A 24,468-nucleotide genomic window follows, 5' to 3' on the forward strand; every position below is an offset into this window, starting at 1 on the left:
CTTTGCAGGATATGAATTTCTTCCAGAAAATTATTTACGAAGCATGACTTCGATAAAGTCTTTCCAGTTCCCCAGTTCACGTTCAATCATAACAACCTCTCTTATTATTATGAGCATTCTACGAAATCATCATCATCAAAAGAAGATCATTTAACCGATGGTTGTGATTACATCCTCCCGTGTTTGGGGTATATGTGATCACTATGCGCTAAACCCATAAATTTTATGTGACTTACTGCAACATTTTGAAATATTCATACATCATCTACTACTTTGACAATTCTGATGGAAAAACAGGCTGATGCAAACAGGCAAATTCTGATTTTCATTTATACGATAGTTTTGGAACTTTCAGGAATCATTATTCACCCTTGTTCAACAATGTTATATTTCTCTATAACGCCTGAATGACAATATGTATTATTCATGTTCACAAAACATAGGCATAAATATTCAAATTCCATCAATAAGGATTCAGATGATTACTCTCTACGGCATTAAGAATTGCGATACGATTAAAAAAGCCAGACGCTGGTTAGAAGAACGAGGGATCGACTACCGCTTCCATGATTATCGCGTCGACGGCCTGGACAACACGCTATTACAGTCCTTTATCAGCGAATTAGGTTGGGAGCCGCTGCTCAATACGCGTGGAACCACCTGGCGAAAACTGGATGAAGCCACGCGTAGCCAAATCACTACTGCGGACGCAGCCGCCGCGTTGATGATTGAAATGCCTGCAATTATCAAACGCCCATTGCTCTGCGCGCCGGGTAAGCCTATGCTGCTTGGTTTCAGTGATTCCAGTTATACGCAGTTTTTTAATGAGGTGTAATCTATGTCGTGCCCGGTTATTGAGCTGACTCAGCAGCTTATTCGCCGTCCTTCTCTGAGCCCGGATGATGCCGGGTGCCAGGCGTTAATGATTGAACGCCTGCGCGCGGTAGGTTTTACCGTTGAGCGAATGGATTTTGGTGACACGCAGAATTTTTGGGCATGGCGCGGTAAAGGTGAGACCCTGGCATTTGCCGGTCACACTGACGTAGTGCCTGCCGGCGATGTCGATCGCTGGATTAATCCGCCGTTTGAACCGACCATTCGCGATGGCATGTTGTTTGGGCGTGGCGCTGCCGATATGAAAGGTTCACTGGCGGCGATGGTCGTGGCCGCAGAACGCTTTGTCGCCCAACATCCTAATCATCAGGGCCGCCTGGCATTCCTGATAACCTCTGACGAAGAGGCCAGCGCCAAAAATGGCACCGTGAAGGTGGTTGAAGCGCTCATGGCGCGGAACGAACGCCTCGATTATTGTCTGGTTGGCGAGCCGTCCAGCACGGAAATCGTTGGCGACGTGGTGAAAAATGGTCGTCGTGGTTCACTGACCTGCAACCTGACCATTCACGGCGTGCAGGGGCACGTAGCCTACCCGCATCTGGCTGATAACCCGGTACACCGCGCAGCACCTATGCTCAATGAACTGGTGGCGATCGAGTGGGATCAGGGTAACGAGTTCTTCCCGGCGACCAGCATGCAGATTGCCAATATTCAGGCAGGAACCGGCAGCAACAATGTTATCCCGGGCGAGCTCTTTATTCAGTTCAACTTCCGTTTCAGCACCGAATTAACCGATGAAATGATTAAAGCCAGGGTGCTGGAACTGCTGGATAAACACCAACTGCGTTATACCGTCGACTGGTGGCTCTCCGGTCAGCCGTTCCTGACCGCACGCGGTAAACTGGTGGATGCAGTAGTGAACGCCATTGAGCACTATAATGAAATTAAACCGCAGTTACTGACTACAGGCGGGACATCCGACGGGCGTTTTATTGCCCGCATGGGGGCACAGGTAGTAGAGCTTGGGCCGGTCAATGCGACCATTCATAAAATTAATGAATGCGTTAATGCCGCCGACCTGCAACTGCTGGCCCGTATGTATCAACGTATCATGGAGCAACTCGTCGCCTGATGAGTGTTCCTGTAAGAGGAAATGAGCATGGACTGGCTGGCAAAATACTGGTGGATTTTAGTGTTGGTGTTTCTGGTAGGCGTATTGCTGAACGTGATTAAAGATCTCAAGCGTGTCGACCCTAAGAAATATCTCGCCAATAAGCCGGAGCTTCCCCCGCATCGTGACTTTAACGATAAGTGGGACGACGACGATTGGCCAAACAAGGATCAACCGAAGAAATAATTTCCAGGCCGATAAATCCCGTAGGCCCGGTAAGCATTAGCGCTACCGGGTATTAAGTGCCGGATGGCAACGCTTCGCGTTTTGTCCGGCCTACTGTGATTACTCAGATCATCTCAATCACATCATCATCGTGAGGCTTACCACCGCTCAGCGCTTCATCAAAGTAGTGTTTCGGTACGGTAAAACGCAGATGATCGAGCGCAAACTGCATGCTGTGTTCATCAATGGCGTGCCCCAGATTTTCGACGATATCCAGCGTCACATCTCCGCCGGCGCGAATTAACGCTTCCTGCGCAGCAACGGCGTGAGATAACTCAATCACCCGGTCTTCACCGCCGTGAATCAAATGTACCGTCGTAGCCGTGGTTGCAACCTCTGGTAAGGTGGCGTAGCGACCATTGAAGGCGATGACCCGCGATGCCAGCCCAGGCTCGGCTTTAATACTCTCAAGCGACATAATCGCCCCCTGAGAAAAACCAATCAGCGCGGTAGCCTGAGGTGAAACGCCGCTGTGTTTTTGCCAGTAGCGCACGGTTTCAATAAAGACCGGCATAATGGCGTCAACACGCGCCTGCCGGTTCTCCTCCGTTACGCCCTGAACCGAAAACCACTGACGTCCGGAAGGAGAACCATAAGGCTCAGCCCCGCCAATGCTGACGATGAGCGCATCCGGAAACAGCGGTGCAAACCAGGAGCCGATTTCGCCCATGGCAACCGGGTTATCGCCGACGCCATGAAACAGCAGCAGTAGCTGTTGAGCGGGTTTATCAGGACTTTGAACAACAAAATGGTCATGTTTCATGGCGATCTCCTTAACTGATGAGAATCATTCTACGCCGCTTAACCGCAATGACCATGTCAGTAAATTGAAGAAGTTAGTGAAAATTTTGCCATTGCATAATGCGATTTTGTAGCCGCTGTATACGTTCAGCATCCAGCTGCTTTAGCGCCTGCGCCGCCTCGGCCCGCTGAACGACCAGCAGTGCTTTACGCCCGGGGATCTTCAACTGCTGGCACAATTCGACATCGCTGCGTTTAGCCTGTAAGCGCCCCCGCAAGGCCGGGAGAGGTAACTCGCTATGCTGAAGCAGACGAGTCAGACAGCCAAGCGACGTCAGTAATGGCCGATGGGCGAAGGCAAATCCGGCCAGATCATTCCAGTCATCCTCATTAAGCGTAGACTCTTTCAACGGGTCCAGCGGAATGCCCTCACCGTTCCACTGCGTAAGGATCTCCGCATCACGCCGCAGACGCTGGTGTTCGCGCCCGGCGAGGCGTTTTCCCGCTTCGCTAATAGGCAGTAACGCCATGGCGGTATAGCACCCGCTGCTGGCTTCGCGGTGATTGCCCATTCGCACCAGAACAAAACCACAGCGCTGCCAGAAACGCCAGAGTTCGACCGTATACCCAAAACTGACGGACAGATAGTCACACTGCGTGGAGTAACGCCGGGCCTGCATTATCAACTGCTGCCCGATACCTTCTCGCTGGCGAGCAGGATGAACCGCAATTCGGCTTACCCGCCGTCCAATGAGCGTTGCCGCCAACGGATCACCGCCGTGCGCCGCCAGTGACTGTGCAACCAGATTTCCTCGTGGTCGGCGATATCCTGCCCAAACGGCCTGGCTTAATTCCGAAGACAGTCCCCCTTCATCCACCAACCAGACGGCGCCCGCCACCGAGTCTGCACACGATGCCTGGAGAAAATGCTGGCCAGGCGCGTCCATCATTCGCCGCAGATCCAGTGGCGAAGTGCGATAGTGCGCCCCGGAAAGCAGTTGATATACCGCTACCGGCAGCGCCGGGTTGTCATGCCATGACTGTTGTCCAAATGCACTGAAATGGAGATCGCCCGACGGGGCATGCGTAAACGTTTCGTCGTCAAACAGCAGCGCATCGCTGACAATTTTCTCCAGCGGACATCCCAGCGCCCAGCGTACGGGCTGTTGTAACTCAAAACGTCGAAGATGGGGAAAGCGGGCGCAGAATTTCAACAAGAAGCCTCTGCCGGTTCCCTCATAGCCCTGAACGGTGGTGGTTAATAGCGTGCGGGGAAAACGCGCGACTAACTGATGCAGTAGCGGCGCGGGGATTGCGGCGGCTTCATCAACGATAAGCCAGTCTGCGGTTGCAGAACTGCTTAACAACGCGTCCGGGGCCATAAAGCGGTAACGTTCTGCGGCAAATTGCGCCAGCACATCGGTTGCCGCTTTGGCAGGCGCGGTAACAATTGCAGTCCCGTTGATACGTGCAATCAGTTGCCCCGCCAGCGCGGATTTTCCCCGACCACGCGCGGCCGTCACGGCAACCACGCCAGAAGGCATAGTCAGTAACTGCGATAAAATCAGCGCCTGTTCAGGCTGAGGTTCACCGGTTGCCGCGTGCCAGTCGGCGCGAGCAGCAAAGTGGGGATATGTAGCAGGCTGATGCTGCTGCCAGTGCAAAGCCTGTCCATCACGGGAAATGACCCGTTTGACGTGTTCAACAAAATACGGCGTTGGAATCGGGTCAGCGCAGTCACTCCAGCGCAGTGAATCCGCGTCAGGATGCGTGTGCCAGCTATGCCAGGGGGGAGTCAGCAACACCAGCCAGCTGCCGGCGAGCAGCGTGCCGCTTAAGGCGGCAAACGCCGCAGCGTCAAATCCCTGCCCGGCGTCAAAAACTGCATGATGGAATTCACGCCCTAGTAATGTTTGCAGCGCCTGCGGCGTACAGTTCGGCTCAGCAGGGGCTTGCGCCCCTACCCATAGCCAGTCACCGGGTAACGCGTTGCGTAGCGCTAAAGCTTGCGCCTGACGCCAGCTATTCTCGCCGCTGATAACCAGCAGACGGCGGATGCCTTCGCGGGTCATCTGTTCAGTTAACGCCCTCAGCGCCGTGTTATCAGACATCCCTGCCTCTATATTTTAAATGCCTTTTCCAAAAGTATTGCACTGCCCCGGATCGCCGCTGTCAAAGCCGCGTTTGAACCAGGTAAAGCGCTGTTCAGAAGTTCCGTGGGTAAAGCTGTCCGGTACAACGCGGCCTTGTCCTTGCTGCTGCAGGCGATCGTCACCGATAGCTTGCGCGGCGTTCAGCGCCTCTTCCAGATCGCCGGACTCCAGCACGCCCTGCTGCTGCATACTATGGCCCCAGACGCCGGCAAAGCAATCCGCCTGCAGTTCCATACGCACGGAAAGACGGTTCACTTCAGCCTGTGAGGCATTCTGTTGCATCTGACGAACTTTCGGTTCAATACCCAGCAGTGTCTGCACGTGGTGGCCCACTTCATGGGCGATAACATAGCCCTGAGCAAAATCACCATCGGCGCCCAGCTTGTTTTTCATATCGTCGTAGAAGGAGAGGTCGATGTACACGGTGCCATCCGCCGGGCAGTAAAACGGGCCCATCACGGACTGGCCTGCGCCGCATCCGGTACGCGTAGCGCCCCGATACATCACCAGCTTCGGCTGTTGATAGGTCCGGCCCATTTTTTCAAACTGCTGTCCCCAGGTATCCTCCGTGGTGGCCAGAATCACCGAGGTAAATTTTGCCGCTTCATCATCATTTGGGCTGATGGAGTGTGATGATTGCTGTTGGGAAACGGGTTGACCGGTCATTAATCCGGTGAGATCCACGCCATAATAACCTGCGACCAGCACCACTATCAGCAGGATGATGCCGCCTTTACCACTGGGCAAACGAAAACCAGGCCCGCCCATAGAAGGGCCGCCGGAGCTGTTTCGTCTGTCTTCTACATTGTCACTTTCACGACGCCCTTGCCAGCGCATAATCACCTCAACTTTTTATTCATTATGATGATGATCGTAGGCGGTTCGGAACAGGATTACCATAAGAAACAGTAATCAAAATCGGCGAGATTGATGAGCCAGTGAGCGATCACCGGCTCAGAAGGGAATTAGTCTAACTTGACACCCAGGCGATGCGCGACGGCTTCATAGGCTTCGATCAGACCGCCCAGGCTCTGGCGGAAGCGATCTTTGTCCATTTTATCCAGCGTTTCTTTGTCCCACAGACGGCTACCGTCCGGTGAGAATTCATCACCCAGCACCACTTCACCTTTATACAAGCCAAACTCAAGTTTGAAATCGACCAGAATCAGGCCCGCATCATCGAACATCTTTTTCAGCACGTCGTTCGCTTTGTAGGTCAGCTCTTTCATACGCGCCAGATTCTCTTTGCTCACCCAACCAAAAGTTTCGCAATAGGAATCGTTAATCATTGGATCGTGCATAGCATCGTTTTTCAGGAACAGATCAAACAGCGGCGGATTCAGTTCAATACCTTCCTCAACGCCTAAACGCTTAACCAGTGAGCCCGCCGCGCGGTTACGCACCACACATTCAACCGGTACCATCTCCAGTTTTTTCACCAGACATTCGGTATCGGAAAGCAGTCGCTCCATCTGGGTAGGAATGCCCGCTTCTTGCAGTTTAGTCATAATGAAATGGTTGAACTTATTATTCACCATGCCTTTACGGTCAAACTGTTCAATGCGCGCGCCATCCCCTGCTGACGTATCATTGCGGAATTCGAGCACCAACAGGTCCGGGTTTTCCGTGCTGTATACGGTCTTCGCTTTACCACGATACAACTCAGCTTGCTTTTGCATCTTTATTACTCCTGGGTGTGAATTAACGATAAATATTGCGTTTTTCTGCCGACGCACACGTTTGCGTATCATATCAGAAAAAAAGGGCTGGAGTTATCCAGCCCTTCATTTTTACTTACTGAACGCTGCCTGGAAGACGGCGACCAGCGCGTCGTTCTGGCTTTGCGTCAGGGTATGCCCCTTCGGATCGATAAACTGCATACTACTGCGGTTATCTAAATCACCGACCTGCAGTTTATAGTCGCCGGATACCAGACCTGGATCGCTTGCGCCCAGCTCCTGCCAGCTGCTATCAGACAGCGGTTTGTAGGTCACGGCGATGCTGCCCTGAGAACGGGTGCTGTCGGTCACTTTCATGCCCACTTTCTCAAGCGCTGCCGGCAGACGCTGCCACACCACGTTGAACGGTCCACGCACCACCAGCATTGGTAAACCGGTGTCATCAGCGGCGCTCTGAACGTCCATGGTGGCTGCAGAGCGGTTCTGCGCGGCATTTGCTGCATCGGTGGCGTTCTTATCCAGACCAGCAGAGATAACGTTCATCATCTCAGCGCTGTAACGCTGCATTGATGCCGCATCTGCTACAGGTTTACCCGCCTGCTCGAGGTTAGTCAGTTTCACCGTTACCGCTTGCTGATAGCCCTGCGGTTTAACCGAGATTTGATAACGTCCACGGTACTGCTCGTCTTCATCCAGACGGTTCCAGTCAACCCAGTCGGTGGTCAACGTCTGGCTGGCATCATCACGTTTCGCGATCGTGTAGTTTTTAGACTGAATGACGCTAACGACCTGTGGCCACAGCGTGTTGCCACGACCATTTTCCACCAGTAATGTCGACGTATCACCTGCGATCTGGGTACGAGCGCCAGTGACTAACGCTAACGGCTGAGCTGGTGGGCGAATGTCCAGCGCTTTACCCACGGCACCGCTACCGTTGGTTACCGGGATATTATAATCACCTGACATAACCGGCAGAATCATCCCAGCTGGCGCATGAAGCTCAGCAAGCGGTGCGGCCTCCAGATAGGATTCATCACCGCTCACCTGGCGCTTATAGCGCGAGTCAGAACTACAGGCCGCGAGCAACATAACAAGCGAAACACCCGCAACCTTGGCCAGGCGCGACTTTTGTACTGAGTAAGCCATCAAATCTCCCTAAACTTTACAGCAAACCGGCATGCTTAAGCGCCGCCTTGACGATTTCACGAGCATTGTCCGTGATTGGCGTCATCGGCAGACGCAGCGTATCGGTCGCCACAAGTCCCAACTCCTTACATGCCCATTTCACTGGGATAGGATTGGGTTCGACAAAAAGTTTGTTGTGTAACGGCATCAAACGCTGGTTAATTACCCGCGCCTCGGCAAAATGCCCTGCAGCCGCCAGTTTGCACATTTCAGCCATGTCACGCGCCGCAACGTTAGACGTTACGGAAATCACGCCATGACCACCGAGCTGCATAAAATCCAGTCCGGTCGCATCATCACCGCTGAGCAGAATGAAGTCATCTGAAACCAGCTCTTTGATCTGGTGAACGCGACTTAAGTTCCCCGTGGCCTCTTTAATAGCGATAATATTTTTTACTTTCGCCAGACGGCCAACGGTTTCTGGCAGCATATCGCAGCCAGTACGGGACGGCACATTATACAGAATTTGCGGCAGGTCAGTATGTTCAGCGATGGCTTTGAAATGCTGGAACAAACCTTCCTGGGTTGGGCGGTTGTAATACGGCGTCACCGTCAGGCAGCCGACAACACCGCTATCGTTGAAACGCTGCGTCAGACTAATGGCTTCTGCGGTCGCATTGGCGCCCGTTCCGGCAATTACCGGAATACGCCCGTCGGCCAGCTCCAGCGTCATCATCACCACATCGCCATGTTCATCATGACTCAGGGTGGCGGACTCACCGGTGGTGCCAACCGAAACGATCGCCGAGGTGCCGCTGGCGACATGATAATCAATCAGTTTTTTCAGGCTCGACCGGCAGACTTTACCTTTCTCATCCATCGGCGTAACAAGCGCGACAATACTTCCCGTGAACATGGGCCATCCTCTGTGCAAACAAGTGTCTCAATGGTACGTTTGGTACGACAATAAAAGCAAGCGACCAGAGCCGTTCTGATTGTTGTATGCATGTTTTTTTTATGCTTTCCTTATGATTACCTCACCGCTCAAAGGAAGAACAGGTTTGACATCGTCATCGCAACACTATCTGGTCATTACTGCGCTGGGTGCCGACCGCCCAGGAATTGTGAACACCATCACGCGTCATGTCAGCAGTTGCGGCTGTAATATCGAAGACAGCCGACTGGCGATGCTGGGTGACGAATTCACATTTATCATGCTGCTGTCAGGCACCTGGAATGCCATCACCCTGATTGAATCAACCTTGCCGTTGAAAGGCGCTGAGCTGGATTTATTGATTGTCATGAAGCGCACGACTGCGCGTCCCCGCCCAGCAATGCCCGCCACGGTATGGGTGCAGGTCGATGTCCCCGATTCTCCACATTTGATTGAACGCTTTACCGCCCTGTTTGATAGCCACCAAATGAATATTGCGGAACTGGTTTCACGCACGCAACCGGCTGAGAATGGAAAGACGGCGCAGTTGTTTATTCAAATTACCGCACATAGTCCTGCGTCACATGACGCGGCAAATATTGAAGATGCGTTTAAAGCACTCTGTACAGAACTCAATGCGCAAGGCAGTATTAACGTCGTCAATTACTCACAGCATGATGAACAGGATGGAGTTAAGTAATGAACCCACTGAAAGCCGGTGATATCGCACCGAAATTTAGCTTGCCGGATCAAGACGGAGAACAAGTAAATTTAACCGACTTCCAGGGACAGCGTGTTCTGGTTTATTTTTACCCGAAAGCCATGACACCCGGCTGTACCGTACAGGCCTGCGGCCTGCGCGATAACATGGATGAGTTAAAAAAAGCAGGTGTTGAAGTGCTGGGAATCAGCACCGATAAACCGGAAAAACTTTCCCGATTCGCGGAGAAAGAAGTTCTTAACTTCACGCTCTTGTCCGACGAAGATCATCAGGTTTGCGAGCAGTTCGGCGTCTGGGGTGAGAAGTCATTTATGGGCAAAACCTACGATGGCATCCACCGCATCAGCTTCCTGATTGATGCTGAAGGGAAAATTGAGCATGTGTTTGATAACTTCAAAACCAGCAATCACCACGACGTGGTAATGAACTGGCTGAAAGAGAACGCCTGATTCACGTTTTTCTGAAAAAAGCCTGATGGCGCTTCGCTTATCAGGCCTACAGTTTGCACACTTTGTAGGCCTGATAAGGCGTTTACGCCGCCATCCGGCATCAACCTCGGTTATTCAAACGTCCCTTTGACGCAGGCTTTTTTCTGTCTGACTACCACTTTTCCCTTCGCCCACAGGTGATTCACCTCCAGCGCGTCGTTCAGCACCAGAATATCCGCATCGCATCCCACAGCCAGACGCCCTTTATGCTCCAGCCCTAAAAACTCTGCCACCGTACGCGTCAGCGGACACAGCGCCTGTTCCAGCGGTATAGCATGAACCTTCACCAACTGGCGCACCGTTTCCGCCAGTGATTCAAACCCCGCGACGCCAATCCCGGTGAGATTACCTGACTCATCAAATTCCGGTTGGCTGCCGTTGCCGTCCGAGCTCAGGGTAATGCGCGACAGCGGCACATTTTGGCGCAGCGCCGTGGCAATAGCCGTGGCAGGATCAACAGGCTCATCAATGCTGCTGGTAATATCGATAAAACCGCCTTTGCGGGCATACTCCAGTGCCGCCTGGAACAGGGGTTCCGCACGGTTAACGTGAGTCGGCAACAGTTTAGTTATCGGCACGTCGCAGTTTTCAAGGATCTGATACAACGGTTCCAGCATGCGCGGGCTGTCGCCCATATGGAAAACGCTGATCCCCGGTTTGCGCCCTAACAATCCACCGACGCGCGACTGCGCCGCCATGTTCGCCAGTGCCTGAGTATCTGGTGCTGAAGAACGATGGTCCGAAATCGCACACTTCACGCCAATCACTTTATCGATCAGCGCCACGTCGCGATCGATGCTGCCGGTGATAGTCGGGGAAGGCAGAGAATACGCACCGGTCAGCATCCAGGCGCTGATACCTTCAAACTCCAGCGCGCGGGTTTTCGCCAGCAGCGACTCCGGATGACGGGTAATACCATCTGTACCCAGTAATCCCACCACCGAAGTGACGCCAGCTTCAACCAGCCGTGACAAACGCACTTCCGGCGTGCGGGTGTGCGGCCCCGCTTCACCGCCACCGCCAATCAAATGGACGTGCTGATCGATAAACCCCGGGCACACAATCGCGCCGTCCAGATTGACGCACTCGCAGCCGGGAAAGTCTTCAGGAGAAATCGACGGCGCGATGGCAACAATTTTGCTGCCGGATACCAGTATATCCTGTCGCCCTAAATCTTCCGGCGCGTACACATGTCCCTGCTGGAACAATGTCAAATTAAGAATTGAACAGTTCATAACCTTCCTTGTCAGGCAATAACCTGCATGACCCAAATAGAGAGCAGTGCATTAATGACGCACACCGCAATAATAAGCGGATAGTAACGAGGATGGACCCCCGCAGTCCCCAAACAACGTCCCACATTTTGCACCGGATTACCCATCAGGTAGATAGCGGGTAATAATACCGTGGCATCATGTCCCGAAAGCGTACCGGCAACAACCAGGCTGGCGCAAACACCGACGCCGCCTCCCATACTCATGACCGCCGCCAGCAGGACGGTGGCAGATTCGCCCGGCAGCCCCCATAACGCCATCACGGGCTCACATACCCGCCCGACAATCTCGAGCAGCCCCGTTACTTTCAGCGCCTGGATAATCACAAACGCCATCACCACGTTCGGTAACAGGCTGGTTGTTGCTATGGTAAACCCGCGCCGTGCGCCATCGATAAACATATCCATGACGTTTTTACGTACCTGCGTTGTCATCTCAGTCCTCCTGCTGCGTACGGCGATTTTCCAACTGCGCAATCCATAAGCGCAGCAAGTTAGCCCCCACAAATTTGAACACAAGGATCACCGCCAGCGGCGTAATCACCGGAACGGTAACCATCGTAAACAGCGCGGCCCCTGAGGAAAAATAGTTGGTAATACAGGCGCTGCCGCTGGTTTGCCAGCAGGCAAAAACGGCACGTTCCTGTTCAGTGATAATGCGCTCTTCAGCCATTTCTTTCGTCATCCCGGCTGCGGCATCGGTATTTTGCAAATTCGCGATCAGCGCCAGCGAACAAACACCTGGAATTCCGAGCAACGGGCGCAGGACTGGCGTCATTAACTGTTGTGCGGCGCGCAATCCACCTAACCCTTCGGTGACGGAGATAATCCCCAGAGAAAGAATGACGGAAGGCGCCAGTTCCAGTGCGAATAAAAAGCCATCTTTAGCGCCCATGCCACCCGTGCCGCGAAAAGAGATCGCCGTATCGCCTGCCGCATTAACCTTCCCAAACGCACCGTTAAGGACGGTGAAGTCAAATACCCGCCACCATTCGGTACTTTTCGCAAACATGCCGGAAAAAAGAATAATTGTAATAAAAAAAGCGAGATAACCGCCCCATCCCACCTTTTGCTGCGTGTGTGTGTTGTGACCCATGTTGTTCTCCTGTTGGTCTTATTCCTTGCGTGACGAAAAGACATCACGCGGGTCAAGTTAAAGACAAACGCGGAGAAAAACGACACCAGAGGGGATTATTCAGAAAGTGTGGATAGAGGTCAGACAAGTTCAGCTCCGGCGACATTGCATCGCCGGAGTTTGCAGATTAAGGTTCGTCAACGGCCTGACCATCAGGCCAGGCATGCATGACGGCTTTGATAAGCGTCGCCAGAGGAATCGCAAAGAATACGCCCCAGAATCCCCACAGCCCGCCAAAAATAACGACCGACAGAATAATCACCAGCGGGTGCAGGTTAACGGCCTCGGAGAACAGTACCGGGACCAGCAGATTACCGTCCAGCGCCTGGATTATCAGATACACGGCAAAGCAGCTCCAGAACTCGGTGCCAAGCCCGAACTGGAACAACGCCACTCCGACGACCGGAATCGTCACCACAAAAGCGCCGATATACGGGATCAAAACCGAGAACCCCACCAGCACCGCCAATAGCAGAGAATAGTTGAGGCCAAACAGCAGGAAGCCGAGCCAGGTCGCCACGCCGACCACCACCATTTCCAGCACCTTTCCGCGGATATAGTTGGTGATTTGCTGATTCATCTCTTTCCATACCTGTCCCGCCAGTCCGCGATTACGCGGCAGTACCCGACGCACGGCGTTCAGCATCTGACCCTTATCTTTGATCAGGAAGAACACCATCAACGGGACAAGCACCAGATAGACCGCCAGCGTCAGCAATCCGACCAGAGAGGCTAACGAATATTTCACCACCGAATCGCCCATGGTGAGCATCCGCGAGCGCATATTCTCCGCCATCGCATCAATAATGCCCGCATCCATCAGCGCCGGATAACGTCGTGGTAAAGTGGCGGCAAAATCAGATAATTTATTGAGCATACCGGGCATATCGCGGATCAGGTAAATCCCCTGCTGCCACGCGACGGGCATCACCACAAACGCCATCAGCAGCAAAATACCGACAAACACCACCAGCACAATTGATGTCGCCCAGCGCCGTGAACAGCCGATATGTTCCAGCCGTACAGTCGGCCACTCAAGCAGGTACGCCAGCACAATGGCGACCAACAGCGGCGCCAAAAGACCGCTAAAGAAGAACAGGATGCCAAAACCGGCAACCAGAATAATTAGCAGGGCGATGGCCTCGGGGTCGCTAAAGCGGCGGCGATACCATTGCATCAACATTTCGAGCATAAAACCCTTCCATGAACCCAATAGCGGGATTGCGATCCCGAATTGTATCGAAATGTCACAAAAAAGACTTCGCTTTTTATGGCTGATTACGCAAAGTGAAAAGACATTTTTCCTGGGTGTTCATCGTCAGGTTTCACAGTTACACTCCCTAAGCTTGCGGAGTGTGAACGATACTTCACGGCATTGGTCAAATGGCTATCTCAAAAAAGAATACAGGACAGAGGTTATGTTCAGGCAGTTGAAAAAAAACCTGGTTGCTACCCTCATTGCCGCACTGACCATCGGTCAGGTTGCGCCCGCATTTGCTGACCCCGCGGACACCCTGCCTGATATGGGAACCTCGGCAGGGAGTACCCTTTCCATAGGACAGGAAATGCAGATGGGCGATTTTTATGTACGCCAGCTGCGGGGCAGCGCGCCGTTAATTAACGATCCGTTGCTGACCCAATATATTAATAGTCTGGGGATGCGTTTAGTTGCACACGCCGACTCGGTAAAAACGCCCTTCACCTTCTTTTTAATCAACAACGATGAAATTAACGCCTTTGCCTTCTTTGGCGGCAACGTTGTTTTGCACTCCGCACTGTTCCGCTATTCCGATAACGAAAGCCAACTGGCATCGGTTATGGCGCACGAAATTTCCCACGTCACGCAGCGTCACCTGGCGCGAGCGATGGAAGATCAGAAACGCAGCGCCCCGCTAACGTGGGTCGGTGCGTTAGGATCCATTTTATTGGCGATGGCCAGTCCCCAGGCGGGTATGGCGGCGCTGACCGGTACGCTGGCGGGTACGCGCCAGGGAATGATCAGCTTTACGCAGCAAAACGAACAGGAAGCGGACCGCATCGGTATTCAGGTACTGCAACGTTCGGGATTCGATCCCCAGGCCATGCCGACGTTCCTGGAAAAACTGCTCGATCAGGCCCGTTACTCTTCGCGTCCACCGGAAATTTTGCTGACCCACCCCCTGCCAGAAAGCCGTCTGGCAGATGCGCGTAACCGCGCCAACCAGATGCGCCCGGTCGTCGTCCAGTCTTCAGAAGATTTTTATCTGGCCAAGGCGCGAACCTTAGGCATGTATAACTCTGGTCGCAACCAGTTGACCGATGACTTGCTGAGTAGCTGGTCGAAAGGCAACGTACGCGAGCAACGTGCAGCGCAGTATGGCCAGGCGTTGCAGGCAATGGAGGCCAGTAAATACGACGAGGCGCGTAAAGCGCTGCAACCATTGCTGACGGCCGAACCAAACAATGCCTGGTATCTTGACCTGGCAACGGATATCGATCTCGGCCAGAAGAAAACCGGCGACGCGATTAATCGCCTTAAAAATGCTCGAGACCTGCGAGTCAACCCGGTACTGCAGCTCAATCTGGCAAATGCGTATTTACAGGGCGGGCAAGCCAAAGAAGCAGCTAATATCCTGAATCGTTATACGTTTAACCACAAGGATGACCCTAACGGCTGGGATTTGTTAGCGCAAACGGAGGCTGCTCTCGGTAACCGCGATCAGGAACTGGCTGCGCGTGCGGAAGGGTATGCCCTTGCAGGGCGTCTTGACCAGGCGATTTCGATGCTCAGCAGCGCAAGTTCGCAGGTCAAACTGGGAAGCCAGCAGCAGGCCAGATACGATGCCCGTATCGACCAGTTGCGCCAGTTGCAAGAACGTTTTAAACCGTATACGAAGATGTAATTATCGAACTCTCACCGGATGGCGATGCTGTAGCGTCGCCATCCGGCAGTATTGTTATGCAAGGAGAAGTCATGTCAGACGCGATTAAAATCTACCATAACCCACGCTGCTCCAAGAGCCGAGAAACGCTGGAATTGCTGAAGTCCAACGGCGTGGAGCCGGAAGTAGTACTGTATCTGGAAACGCCAGCAGACGCCGCAACCTTGCGTGAACTGCTGCAGATGCTGGGTATGTCCAGCGCGCGCGAACTGATGCGCCAGAAAGAAGATCTCTACAAGTCGCTTAACCTGGCGGACAAGAATTTGAGTGAAGATGCGCTGATTCAGGCGATGGTTGAAAATCCGAAGCTGATGGAGCGCCCCATTGTGGTTGCCAAAGGCCAGGCGCGGATCGGACGTCCGCCGGAGCAGGTACTGGAAATCGTCGGTTAACCTGAAATCGCCGCACTCTTTTCGGCTGCGGCGTTTACAGTTTCAAAATCTCTTTTACGAACGGAATGGTCAGCTTCCGCTGGGCGGTGATCGATGCGTGATCAAGCTGATCCAACGTCATAAACAGCGTACGCATTTCCCGATCCAGACGTTTAAGCAGGAAACGTCCCACATCTTCCGGCAGTTCAAACCCACGAAGCCTGGCGCGTAATTGCAGCGCCTGCAGCTTATCTTCATCGGAAAGCGGCTGCAGCTTGTAGATCTGTCCCCAGTCCAGTCGCGAGGCGAGATCCGGTAACCCCAGATTGAGCTGCCTTGGCGGGCGATCGCCGGTGATCAGCAGACGCGTTTTCCCAGACTCCAGAATACGGTTGTAGAGATCAAAGATTGCCATTTCCCACAGCGAATCACCGGCCACACATTCGATGTTATCGATGCATACCAGTGATAAATGCTCCATACCGTCGAGCACCTCGGGAACAAACCAGGTGCGCTTATCGAGCGGCACGTAGCCTACCGCATCGCCGCGCGCAGACAGTTCCGCACAGGCTGCATGCAGCAAATGACTACGGCCAGCGCCTTCACGCGACCAGAGATAAATATACCCGCTATGTTCCTGACGCAGCACGTTTTGCAGTGCAGCCAGTAAAGAGGAGTTATCCCCCGGCCAGAAACTTGCAAACGTTTCATCGTCAGGAAGATAAAGTGGCAAAGAGAGCTGTGCCGGTGTGTTCAGAGATACCTCAACCCAGGATTTCATAAAATCGCGTTGAGTTTAACACAGAAATGCGTCGCGATAGAACCGGGCAGCGATGCCACCCGGTCAGAGACTTACTGTTGCGGGCTGTCTGCATCTTTTGCGTCGAGCACCACTTCTTCCGGACGCAGCAGGCTGATGACTTTAAAAATCAGGCTCAGGCAGACACCGACGATGGTCGCCAGCGCCATGCCTTTCAGCTCTGCGGCGCCAATGTGAACTTTCGCGCCACTCACGCCAATGATCAAAATGACCGAGGTCAGGATCAGGTTCTGAGCTTTGTTGTAGTCAACTTTTGATTCGATCAGTACGCGAATACCGGAAGCACCAATCACGCCATACAGTAACAACGATACGCCGCCCATGACCGGCAACGGGATGATCTGGATCGCTGCCGCCAGCTTGCCTACACAGGAGAGCAGGATGGCAAAAATCGCGGCGCCGCCAATAACCCAGGTACTGTAAACGCGGGTAATCGCCATTACGCCGATGTTTTCGCCATACGTGGTGTTCGGCGTAGAGCCGAAGAAACCGGAGATGACCGTAGACAGGCCGTTGGCGAACATAGAACGATGCAAACCAGGATCGCGAATCAAATCTTTTTTCACGATATTTGCCGTCACTACCAGGTGTCCGACGTGTTCAGCGATAACCACCAGCGCAGCAGGCAAGATGGTCAGAATAGCAACCCATTCAAAACGCGGCGTGTAGAGAGTCGGCAGCGCAAACCAGTGCGCCTGGGCAATCGGCGTAGTGTCCACAACGCCCATCACGAAAGAGAGCGCATAACCGGCCAGCACCCCAATCAGAATCGGGATAATCGCCATAAAACCGCGGAACAGTACGGAGCCAAATACCGTCACCGCCAGCGTCACCATCGAGATGATGATGGTTTTCGAATCCGGTAATTGCCCTTCAGCAGGCAGTAATCCCGCCATGCCCGCAGCAACGCCTGCCAGCTCCAGGCCGATGACGGCAACGATTGCGCCCATCGCCGCCGGAGGGAACATCACATCCAGCCAGCCGGTGCCTGCTTTCTTAACGATGAAAGAAACCAGGCAGAACAGGACGCCGCACATAATGAAACCGCCCAGCGCCACTTCATAACCTAACGGCAGCAGCAGCAGCACTGGAGAAATAAACGCAAAGCTGGAACCGAGATACGCGGGAATTTTACCCTTACAGATAAAGAGATACAGCAACGTACCAATGCCGTTAAACAGCAAAACGGTAGCCGGGTTGATGTGGAACAGAACTGGCACCAGTACCGTAGCGCCAAACATGGCGAACAGGTGCTGCAAACTAAGCGGGATTGTCTGTAAAAGCGGCGGTCTTTCACTTACCCCGATAGCACGGCGCGTCATAGTGTTTTCCTCTGAGTGTTGTTTGTTATTAGCGATTAGGTTGTTGTATTCAAAAAAAAGCCGACTCTTAAAGTCGGCTTCTTTTCACTTATTCGTTTACTTGGTACCAAAAATCTTATCGCCGGCATCGCCAAGCCCCGGAATAATGTATCCGTGCTCGTTCAGTCCCTGATCGATGGAGGCCGTGTACAGCTCAACATCCGGGTGCGCTTTTTCCAGCGCCGCGATACCTTCCGGCGCAGCAACCAGCACCAGCACTTTAATGCTGGTGCAGCCAGCATTTTTCAGCAGGTCGATGGTGGCGATAACGGAACCGCCGGTCGCCAGCATCGGGTCTACGATCAGCGCCATACGCTCATCGATGTTAGAAACCAGCTTCTGGAAATACGGAACCGGCTCCAGCGTTTCTTCGTTACGGTACATACCGACAACGCTGATACGCGCGCTCGGAACGTTTTCCAGTACGCCTTCCATCATGCCCAGACCGGCACGCAGGATTGGCACAACGGTGATTTTTTTACCTTTGATTTGGTCTACTTCAACCGGACCGTTCCAGCCCTCAATGGTCACCTTTTCGGTTTCCAGATCAGCGGTTGCTTCATAAGTCAGCAGGCTGCCAACTTCCGAGGCGAGTTCACGAAAGCGTTTAGTGCTGATATCGTTTTCACGCATCAGTCCCAGCTTGTGTTTGACGAGTGGGTGTTTGACTTCCACGATCTTCATACTCTTCTCCTTTCCTCAGACGAGTGGCAACCACAAAAAAAATCGCCGGATTATACCGCTTTTCGTCTCTGGCGCAACATTGCATCCGCTTGATATGGATCAACCAAAGTCGTTTGCGTCTGGATGATGAGTATAAAACAAGCCCCGCACTCATGGCGGAGCTTGTTATCAATGCTATGAATTTTAAAGATATTCAGCATTAGTCTGGATGACGTTTTGATACCATGAAAAAGATTTCTTAGGCGAGCGTGCTAATGTCCCACTACCGTCATTATTTTTATCGACGTAGATAAACCCGTAGCGTTTTTTCATCTCCCCCGTCCCGGCCGAGACTAAATCAATACACCCCCACGGGGTATATCCCATCAGCTCCACGCCATCTTCCACCACCGCTTTTTTCATCTCACGTATGTGGGCGGCAAGGTAGTCGATACGGTACTGGTCGTTGACTGTACCATCGCTCTCGCGCACGTCGATGGCGCCAAATCCATTTTCGACAATAAATAGCGGCAGTTGATAATGATCCCAGAACCAGTTCAGCGAATAGCGCAGACCGACCGGATCAATCTGCCAGCCCCAGTCCGATTTTTGCACATACGGGTTAGGTACCAGGCTTTTCGACTCATCGTAATCCAACTGGGGGTTATCCGCCGTAGCCTGCGTCGCGAAAGACATATAGTAGCTAAAACCGATGTAATCAACGCAGCCCAGGGCCAGCGCCTGACGGTCTTCCTTGGTGATATCGAGTTCAAAGCCACGGCGAGCAAAGTAGTTGAGAAGATGTTGCGGGTATCTACCACGCACATGTACGTCGGTAAACCAGTAACGACGGTGCATGGCGTTTATCGCCATCATCATATCGTCTGGCGCGCAGGTCAGCGGGTAGATTGGACACATGGCAATCATGCACCCTACCTGCAACGCGGGGTTAATTTCACGCGCGGTCTTCACCGCCAGCGCGCTTGCCACCAGTTCATAGTGCGCCGCCTGGTACATGACCGGCTCGCGATCTTCACCAGGCTGGTACTTCAGACCAGAATTAGTAAAAGGGGCGAAGTCTTCGTGATAATTCGCCTGGTTGTTAATCTCATTAAACGTCATCCAGTACTTCACTTTGTGCTGATAACGCGTGAAAACCACCCCGGCAAAACGGACAAAGAAATCGATAAGTTTACGATTGCGCCAGCCGCCGTATTCCGTCACCAGATGGTAAGGCATCTCAAAATGCGACAGCGTAATTACCGGCTCAATGCCATGTTTCAGACATTCGTCGAACAGATCATCATAAAACTGCAGACCGGCTTCATTGGGTTGCGCTTCATCGCCTAATGGGAAGATACGCGTCCACGCAATGGAAGTACGAAAACATTTAAAGCCCATTTCAGCAAACAGCTTTATGTCCTCTTTATAGCGGTGATAAAAATCAATCGCCTCATGGTTAGGGTAATTTTTACCGGCGATCACACCGTCAGTAATTTCACGCGCCACACCATGCGCCCCCGCCGTCATCACATCAGCAACGCTAATTCCCTTTCCACCTTCCCGCCAGCCACCTTCCAGTTGGTGAGCGGCTACAGCGCCCCCCCACATGAAATCTGCTTTAAATCCAGACATACCTTCCCCCTATCATGATTACCCTGTTCAAAACACTCTCGGTGAGGTCCGTAACAGAAAACAGAAACCGGTTTCAGTACGATACTGCGCATTTGGCTGGCTGGTTTCAAGAACAAGAATGTACCCGGTTTCATTTTCGTGGCGCGATTCAAACAAATAGATAAATGACTGTAAAATGCTGAAAAAATCAGCAGATAAAACTTGATGCAGAGCAGGCTCGCAAACGTTTGCTTTCCCTGTTAGAATTGCGCCGAATTTAACTTTTACTGCAAGTAAACATGTGGGGAAGCAGGCAGTGACCGATAAAACCTCTCTTAGCTACAAAGATGCCGGTGTTGATATTGATGCAGGTAATGCTCTGGTTGATCGAATCAAAGGCGTAGTAAAGAAAACGCGTCGCCCGGAAGTGATGGGTGGTCTGGGTGGCTTCGGTGCGCTGTGCGCATTGCCGCAAAAATATCGTGAACCGGTACTGGTTTCCGGCACCGATGGCGTAGGCACAAAACTGCGTCTGGCGATGGACCTGAAACGCCACGACACCATTGGCATCGACCTGGTCGCGATGTGCGTCAACGACCTCGTGGTTCAGGGCGCTGAGCCGCTGTTTTTCCTCGACTACTATGCGACTGGCAAACTGGATGTGGATACCGCAGCCAGCGTCATTAATGGTATTGCCGAAGGCTGTCTGCAGTCAGGCTGTGCGCTGGTGGGCGGTGAAACGGCTGAAATGCCGGGCATGTACCACGGCGAAGATTACGACGTGGCTGGCTTCTGCGTTGGCGTCGTCGAAAAATCCGAGATTATCGACGGTTCAAAAGTGGCTGACGGCGACGTGCTGATTGCGCTCGGCTCCAGCGGCCCGCACTCCAACGGCTACTCCCTGGTACGTAAAATCGTTGAAGTCAGCGGTTGTGACCCTGAAACCACCGAGCTTGAAGGCAAGTCGCTGGCCGATCACTTACTGGCCCCGACCCGTATTTACGTAAAATCCATTCTGGAGCTGATCGAGAAGGTTGATGTGCATGCCATCGCCCACCTGACCGGCGGCGGCTTCTGGGAAAATATTCCGCGCGTCCTGCCAGACAACACGCAGGCAGTGATCGACGAATCCTCATGGCAGTGGCCAGCCGTCTTCACCTGGCTGCAAACGGCGGGTAACGTCAGCCAGCACGAGATGTACCGCACCTTCAACTGTGGCGTCGGCATGGTCATCGCCCTGCCAGCTTCGGAAGTGGACAACGCCCTCGCTTTGCTCAATGAGAAAGGTGAAAACGCATGGAAAATCGGTATCATCAAAGCCTCTGATTCCGAACAGCGTGTGGTCATTGAATGAAAAACATTGTGGTGCTCATTTCCGGTAACGGAAGCAATTTGCAGGCAATCATCGACGCCTGCGAACAGAAAAAAATCAATGGCACCATACGGGCAGTATTCAGTAACAAGGCCGATGCGTTCGGCCTTGAACGTGCACGAGAAGCGAATATTCCGGCACATTCGCTGGAGGCCGCTCAGTTTGCCAGCCGCGACGCATTTGACCGCCAACTGATACAAGAGATTGACGCCTACGGCCCCGATGTCGTGGTGCTGGCCGGTTATATGCGCATCCTCAGCCCGGCGTTTGTTGCTCATTATTCTGAACGGTTGCTGAATATCCACCCGTCTTTATTGCCGAAGTATCCCGGTTTGCACACGCACCGTCAGGTACTGGATAACGGCGATGAAGAGCATGGAACCTCCGTCCATTTTGTTACTGATGAACTGGACGGTGGACCGGTTATTCTCCAGGCCAAGGTTCCGGTATTTGAAGGCGACAGCGAAGATGAGGTCACTGCCCGGGTTCAGGCCCAGGAACATGCGATTTACCCGCTGGTGGTAAGCTGGTTTATCGATGGTCGCCTGAAGATGCGCGATAACGCAGCATGGCTCGACGGCGTTCGCCTGCCGCCGCAAGGCTACGCCGCCGACGAATAATCACATCTTCCGGTAGGCCTGATGGCGCTTCGCTTATCCGGCCTACTATTCTTCCCCCCTTTCTCTTTGCTATCAGACAGTTTATTGTCATATTTTTCTGGCACAGTTGGACATCTGAGAGCAATGCTCGCCATAATAAATCGGTAGTGTCCCGTGAATGAAACGGAGTAAAAGTGGTAATGGGTCAGGAAAAGCTATATATCGAGAAAGAACTCAGCTGGTTAGCGTTTAACGAACGTGTACTCCAGGAAGCTGCTGATAAATCAAACCCGTTGATCGAACGGATGCGTTTTTTAGGCATCTATTCCAATAACCTCGACGAGTTTTACAAGGTTCGTTTTGCCGAACTGAAGCGCCGAATCATCATTAGCGAAGAACAGGGTTCAAACTCTCACTCCCGCCATCTGCTCGGCAAAATCCAGGCCCGCGTATTAAAAGCCGATCAGGAATTTGACGGCCTGTATAACGAATTACTGCTGGAGATGGCGCGTAACCAGATTTTCTTAATCAACGAACGCCAATTGTCGGTGAATCAGCAGAGCTGGTTACGCCATTACTTCAAGCAATATCTTCGCCAGCACATTACGCCGATTCTGATTAACCGTGAGACGGATTTAGTCCAGTTTCTGAAAGATGACTATACCTATCTGGCGGTGGAGATTATCCGTGGTGATACGATCCGCTACGCGCTACTGGAAATCCCTTCTGACAAGGTTCCCCGTTTTGTGAATTTGCCGCCGGAGACCCCGCGTCGTCGTAAACCGATGATCCTGTTGGACAACATTTTACGTTATTGCCTTGACGATATTTTCAAAGGGTTCTTTGATTACGATGCGCTGAACGCCTATTCGATGAAAATGACCCGCGACGCGGAATACGATTTAGTGCACGAGATGGAATCCAGCCTGATGGAGCTGATGTCATCCAGCCTGAAACAGCGTCTGACCGCCGAGCCTGTGCGCTTTGTTTATCAGCGAGATATGCCTAATGCGCTGGTCGAGGTGCTGCGTGAAAAACTGACCATTTCTCGCTACGACTCCATCGTTCCCGGCGGGCGTTACCATAACTTCAAAGACTTTATTAACTTCCCCAATGTTGGCAAAGCTAACCTGGTGAATAAACCACTGCCCCGTCTGCGTCACATCTGGTTCGATAACGAGAAATTCCGTAACGGATTTGATGCAATCCGCGAGCGTGATGTACTGCTTTATTATCCGTATCACACCTTTGAACATGTGCTGGAACTGCTGCGTCAGGCCTCCTTCGACCCAAGCGTACTGGCGATAAAAATCAACATCTACCGTGTGGCAAAAGACTCGCGCATCATCGACGCGATGATCCATGCCGCGCATAACGGTAAGAAAGTCACTGTCGTCGTGGAACTGCAGGCACGCTTCGATGAAGAAGCCAACATTCACTGGGCCAAACGTCTTACCGAAGCGGGCGTGCATGTCATCTTCTCCGCCCCAGGCCTGAAAATTCACGCCAAGCTGTTTCTTATCTCACGTAAAGAAGGCGATGACGTCGTGCGCTATGCGCATATCGGGACCGGTAACTTCAACGAAAAAACGGCGCGCCTCTATACCGATTACTCATTGCTTACCGCCGATTCACGCATTACTAACGAAGTTCGCCGGGTGTTCAACTTCATTGAAAACCCATACCGTCCGGTAACATTTGATTATCTGTTGGTTTCTCCGCAGAACTCACGTCGCCTGCTGTACGCCATGATCGACAAAGAGATCGCTAACGCACAGCAAGGGTTACCTTCAGGTATTACGTTAAAACTGAATAACCTGGTCGACAAAGGTCTGGTGGATCGTCTCTATGCAGCCTCAGGCTCAGGCGTGCCGGTCAATTTATTGATTCGCGGTATGTGTTCTCTGATCCCGAACCTTGAAGGCATCAGCGATAATATTCGCGTTATCAGCATTGTTGACCGCTACCTCGAACATGACCGGGTTTATATCTTTGAGAACGGCGGCGATAAGCAGGTGTATCTCTCCTCAGCTGACTGGATGACAAGAAATATCGACTATCGTATCGAAGTCGCTACCCCACTACTTGATCCACGCCTCAAGCAACGCGTGCTGGATATCATTGATATTCTGTTTAGCGATACGGTGAAGGCTCGCTTCATCGATAAAGAACTGAGTAATCGCTACGTGCCACGTGGAAACCGCCGTAAGGTTCAGTCACAATTGGCGATTTACGACTACATCAAATCACTCGAGCAACCTGACTAAC

At 52.6% G+C, this 24,468-nt stretch carries 25 protein-coding genes and 1 pseudogene; 11 read left to right on the plus strand and 15 right to left on the minus strand.

The features are described 5' to 3' along the window. Positions 1-30: 30 nt before the first annotated feature. The gene (gene ypfM, locus OGV69_RS22195) at positions 31-90 is read right to left on the minus strand and encodes a protein YpfM (RefSeq protein ID WP_001386977.1); all 60 of its coding nucleotides are present in this window, start codon (positions 88-90) and stop codon (positions 31-33) included. A gap of 388 nt (positions 91-478) precedes the next feature. Here ypfM and OGV69_RS22200 point away from each other — a divergent pair, with 388 nt between their 5' ends. The 3 genes from OGV69_RS22200 to OGV69_RS22210 are packed head-to-tail and all read left to right on the plus strand — an operon-like array spanning position 479 to position 2,191. Beyond that, entirely contained in the window at positions 479-835 is a 357-nt protein-coding gene (locus OGV69_RS22200; protein WP_069324475.1) for an ArsC family reductase, read from the plus strand. A 3-nt stretch (positions 836-838) separates the two neighbouring features. Further along, positions 839-1,966 (plus strand): succinyl-diaminopimelate desuccinylase, encoded by a 1,128-nt coding sequence (gene dapE, locus OGV69_RS22205; RefSeq protein ID WP_038642554.1) that lies wholly within the window; start codon positions 839-841, stop codon positions 1,964-1,966. A gap of 27 nt (positions 1,967-1,993) precedes the next feature. Next, positions 1,994-2,191, plus strand: coding sequence for a hypothetical protein (locus OGV69_RS22210; protein WP_069324474.1), 198 nt, complete (start codon positions 1,994-1,996; stop codon positions 2,189-2,191). Between the two features lie 103 nt (positions 2,192-2,294). On the opposite strand, the gene ypfH is transcribed toward OGV69_RS22210, so the two are convergent. The 6 genes from ypfH to dapA all read right to left on the minus strand — a co-directional run bounded on the left by ypfH (position 2,295) and on the right by dapA (position 8,844). Continuing rightward, on the minus strand, positions 2,295-2,993 hold the full coding sequence (gene ypfH, locus OGV69_RS22215) for an esterase (RefSeq protein WP_069324473.1): 699 nt from the start codon (positions 2,991-2,993) through the stop codon (positions 2,295-2,297). Between the two features lie 73 nt (positions 2,994-3,066). Then, on the minus strand, positions 3,067-5,082 hold the full coding sequence (locus tag OGV69_RS22220; RefSeq protein WP_069324472.1) for a tRNA(Met) cytidine acetyltransferase TmcA: 2,016 nt from the start codon (positions 5,080-5,082) through the stop codon (positions 3,067-3,069). 15 nt (positions 5,083-5,097) lie between these two features. Beyond that, positions 5,098-5,961 carry a KPN_02809 family neutral zinc metallopeptidase gene (gene ypfJ / locus OGV69_RS22225; protein WP_069324471.1) on the minus strand — a complete coding sequence of 288 codons (864 nt, stop codon included), beginning with the start codon at positions 5,959-5,961 and terminating at the stop codon, positions 5,098-5,100. Positions 5,962-6,089: 128 nt separating this feature from the next. After that, positions 6,090-6,803: a phosphoribosylaminoimidazolesuccinocarboxamide synthase gene (purC, locus tag OGV69_RS22230; protein ID WP_003835086.1), complete on the minus strand. Its 714-nt coding sequence runs from the start codon at positions 6,801-6,803 to the stop codon at positions 6,090-6,092. Between the two features lie 111 nt (positions 6,804-6,914). Further along, positions 6,915-7,949, minus strand: coding sequence for an outer membrane protein assembly factor BamC (bamC, locus tag OGV69_RS22235; protein WP_038642564.1), 1,035 nt, complete (start codon positions 7,947-7,949; stop codon positions 6,915-6,917). 16 nt (positions 7,950-7,965) lie between these two features. Further along, entirely contained in the window at positions 7,966-8,844 is an 879-nt protein-coding gene (dapA, locus tag OGV69_RS22240; RefSeq protein ID WP_006683510.1) for a 4-hydroxy-tetrahydrodipicolinate synthase, read from the minus strand. A gap of 145 nt (positions 8,845-8,989) precedes the next feature. On the opposite strand from dapA, the gene OGV69_RS22245 reads away from it, so the two are divergent. The 3 genes and pseudogenes from OGV69_RS22245 to OGV69_RS25410 form a co-directional block, all read left to right on the plus strand. Beyond that, positions 8,990-9,562 (plus strand): glycine cleavage system transcriptional repressor, encoded by a 573-nt coding sequence (locus OGV69_RS22245; protein WP_038642566.1) that lies wholly within the window; start codon positions 8,990-8,992, stop codon positions 9,560-9,562. Then, positions 9,562-10,032, plus strand: a complete 471-nt coding sequence (bcp, locus tag OGV69_RS22250) for a thioredoxin-dependent thiol peroxidase (RefSeq protein WP_038642568.1) — start codon at positions 9,562-9,564, stop codon at positions 10,030-10,032. Before OGV69_RS22245 ends, bcp begins: the two co-directional genes overlap by 1 nt. 21 nt (positions 10,033-10,053) lie before the next feature. After that, positions 10,054-10,212: pseudogene (locus OGV69_RS25410) on the plus strand (hypothetical protein); the annotation flags it as partial. On the opposite strand, the gene iadA reads toward OGV69_RS25410, so the two are convergent. From iadA to OGV69_RS22270, 4 genes are all read right to left on the minus strand, one after another. Next, positions 10,143-11,306: a beta-aspartyl-peptidase gene (gene iadA, locus OGV69_RS22255; protein WP_038642570.1), complete on the minus strand. Its 1,164-nt coding sequence runs from the start codon at positions 11,304-11,306 to the stop codon at positions 10,143-10,145. The pseudogene OGV69_RS25410 and the gene iadA overlap by 70 nt on opposite strands. 11 nt (positions 11,307-11,317) lie before the next feature. Further along, a complete protein-coding gene (locus OGV69_RS22260) occupies positions 11,318-11,779 on the minus strand; it encodes a YjiG family protein (RefSeq protein WP_003037948.1) in 462 nt (153 codons plus the stop codon). A 1-nt stretch (position 11,780) separates the two neighbouring features. Then, the gene (locus OGV69_RS22265; protein WP_038642572.1) at positions 11,781-12,440 is read right to left on the minus strand and encodes a nucleoside recognition domain-containing protein; all 660 of its coding nucleotides are present in this window, start codon (positions 12,438-12,440) and stop codon (positions 11,781-11,783) included. Between the two features lie 166 nt (positions 12,441-12,606). Further along, positions 12,607-13,671, minus strand: a complete 1,065-nt coding sequence (locus OGV69_RS22270; RefSeq protein WP_006683504.1) for an AI-2E family transporter — start codon at positions 13,669-13,671, stop codon at positions 12,607-12,609. A 226-nt stretch (positions 13,672-13,897) separates the two neighbouring features. On the opposite strand from OGV69_RS22270, the gene bepA reads away from it, so the two are divergent. Then, a complete protein-coding gene (gene bepA, locus OGV69_RS22275) occupies positions 13,898-15,361 on the plus strand; it encodes a beta-barrel assembly-enhancing protease (RefSeq protein ID WP_069324469.1) in 1,464 nt (487 codons plus the stop codon). Positions 15,362-15,432: 71 nt separating this feature from the next. Continuing rightward, positions 15,433-15,792 carry an arsenate reductase (glutaredoxin) gene (arsC, locus tag OGV69_RS22280; protein WP_038642576.1) on the plus strand — a complete coding sequence of 120 codons (360 nt, stop codon included), beginning with the start codon at positions 15,433-15,435 and terminating at the stop codon, positions 15,790-15,792. Between the two features lie 34 nt (positions 15,793-15,826). Here arsC and OGV69_RS22285 read toward each other — a convergent pair whose 3' ends face one another. The 4 genes from OGV69_RS22285 to OGV69_RS22300 form a co-directional block, all read right to left on the minus strand. Further along, entirely contained in the window at positions 15,827-16,528 is a 702-nt protein-coding gene (locus tag OGV69_RS22285) for a DnaA inactivator Hda (protein ID WP_211924219.1), read from the minus strand. 95 nt (positions 16,529-16,623) lie between these two features. Continuing rightward, complete coding sequence (gene uraA, locus OGV69_RS22290) at positions 16,624-17,913, minus strand: uracil permease (RefSeq protein WP_038642578.1); 1,290 nt, start codon at positions 17,911-17,913, stop codon at positions 16,624-16,626. A 96-nt stretch (positions 17,914-18,009) separates the two neighbouring features. Further along, positions 18,010-18,636 carry a uracil phosphoribosyltransferase gene (gene upp / locus OGV69_RS22295; protein WP_038642580.1) on the minus strand — a complete coding sequence of 209 codons (627 nt, stop codon included), beginning with the start codon at positions 18,634-18,636 and terminating at the stop codon, positions 18,010-18,012. 183 nt (positions 18,637-18,819) lie between these two features. Further along, entirely contained in the window at positions 18,820-20,250 is a 1,431-nt protein-coding gene (locus OGV69_RS22300; protein WP_069324468.1) for a 6-phospho-beta-glucosidase, read from the minus strand. A gap of 295 nt (positions 20,251-20,545) precedes the next feature. Here OGV69_RS22300 and purM point away from each other — a divergent pair, with 295 nt between their 5' ends. From purM to ppk1, 3 genes are all read left to right on the plus strand, one after another. After that, the gene (gene purM / locus OGV69_RS22305) at positions 20,546-21,583 is read left to right on the plus strand and encodes a phosphoribosylformylglycinamidine cyclo-ligase (RefSeq protein ID WP_069324467.1); all 1,038 of its coding nucleotides are present in this window, start codon (positions 20,546-20,548) and stop codon (positions 21,581-21,583) included. Next, positions 21,580-22,221 carry a phosphoribosylglycinamide formyltransferase gene (gene purN / locus OGV69_RS22310; protein WP_038642586.1) on the plus strand — a complete coding sequence of 214 codons (642 nt, stop codon included), beginning with the start codon at positions 21,580-21,582 and terminating at the stop codon, positions 22,219-22,221. Before purM ends, purN begins: the two co-directional genes overlap by 4 nt. Before the next feature lie 179 nt (positions 22,222-22,400). Beyond that, positions 22,401-24,467, plus strand: a complete 2,067-nt coding sequence (gene ppk1 / locus OGV69_RS22315; protein ID WP_069324466.1) for a polyphosphate kinase 1 — start codon at positions 22,401-22,403, stop codon at positions 24,465-24,467. Position 24,468: the final 1 nt, after the last annotated feature.

It is taken from the genome of Citrobacter sp. Cc139, assembly GCF_030334645.1.
GTDB classification, from domain to species: domain Bacteria; phylum Pseudomonadota; class Gammaproteobacteria; order Enterobacterales; family Enterobacteriaceae; genus Citrobacter; species Citrobacter werkmanii.

Excerpts from the sequence above, each read along its gene's own strand:
- OGV69_RS22220 (WP_069324472.1), bottom strand. The coding sequence starts at position 5,082 with ATGTCTGATAACACGGCGCTGAGGGCGTTAACTGAACAGATGACCCGC.
- OGV69_RS22300 (WP_069324468.1), bottom strand. The coding sequence starts at position 20,250 with ATGTCTGGATTTAAAGCAGATTTCATGTGGGGGGGCGCTGTAGCCGCT.
- ypfH (WP_069324473.1), bottom strand. The coding sequence starts at position 2,993 with ATGAAACATGACCATTTTGTTGTTCAAAGTCCTGATAAACCCGCTCAA.
- OGV69_RS22260 (WP_003037948.1), bottom strand. The coding sequence starts at position 11,779 with ATGACAACGCAGGTACGTAAAAACGTCATGGATATGTTTATCGATGGC.
- bepA (WP_069324469.1), top strand. The coding sequence starts at position 13,898 with ATGTTCAGGCAGTTGAAAAAAAACCTGGTTGCTACCCTCATTGCCGCA.
- bcp (WP_038642568.1), top strand. The coding sequence starts at position 9,562 with ATGAACCCACTGAAAGCCGGTGATATCGCACCGAAATTTAGCTTGCCG.
- OGV69_RS22270 (WP_006683504.1), bottom strand. The coding sequence starts at position 13,671 with ATGCTCGAAATGTTGATGCAATGGTATCGCCGCCGCTTTAGCGACCCC.
- OGV69_RS22200 (WP_069324475.1), top strand. The coding sequence starts at position 479 with ATGATTACTCTCTACGGCATTAAGAATTGCGATACGATTAAAAAAGCC.
- purC (WP_003835086.1), bottom strand. The coding sequence starts at position 6,803 with ATGCAAAAGCAAGCTGAGTTGTATCGTGGTAAAGCGAAGACCGTATAC.
- iadA (WP_038642570.1), bottom strand. The coding sequence starts at position 11,306 with ATGAACTGTTCAATTCTTAATTTGACATTGTTCCAGCAGGGACATGTG.
- purN (WP_038642586.1), top strand. The coding sequence starts at position 21,580 with ATGAAAAACATTGTGGTGCTCATTTCCGGTAACGGAAGCAATTTGCAG.
- arsC (WP_038642576.1), top strand. The coding sequence starts at position 15,433 with ATGTCAGACGCGATTAAAATCTACCATAACCCACGCTGCTCCAAGAGC.
- ppk1 (WP_069324466.1), top strand. The coding sequence starts at position 22,401 with ATGGGTCAGGAAAAGCTATATATCGAGAAAGAACTCAGCTGGTTAGCG.
- OGV69_RS22210 (WP_069324474.1), top strand. The coding sequence starts at position 1,994 with ATGGACTGGCTGGCAAAATACTGGTGGATTTTAGTGTTGGTGTTTCTG.
- dapA (WP_006683510.1), bottom strand. The coding sequence starts at position 8,844 with ATGTTCACGGGAAGTATTGTCGCGCTTGTTACGCCGATGGATGAGAAA.
- OGV69_RS22265 (WP_038642572.1), bottom strand. The coding sequence starts at position 12,440 with ATGGGTCACAACACACACACGCAGCAAAAGGTGGGATGGGGCGGTTAT.
- ypfJ (WP_069324471.1), bottom strand. The coding sequence starts at position 5,961 with ATGCGCTGGCAAGGGCGTCGTGAAAGTGACAATGTAGAAGACAGACGA.
- upp (WP_038642580.1), bottom strand. The coding sequence starts at position 18,636 with ATGAAGATCGTGGAAGTCAAACACCCACTCGTCAAACACAAGCTGGGA.
- bamC (WP_038642564.1), bottom strand. The coding sequence starts at position 7,949 with ATGGCTTACTCAGTACAAAAGTCGCGCCTGGCCAAGGTTGCGGGTGTT.
- uraA (WP_038642578.1), bottom strand. The coding sequence starts at position 17,913 with ATGACGCGCCGTGCTATCGGGGTAAGTGAAAGACCGCCGCTTTTACAG.
- dapE (WP_038642554.1), top strand. The coding sequence starts at position 839 with ATGTCGTGCCCGGTTATTGAGCTGACTCAGCAGCTTATTCGCCGTCCT.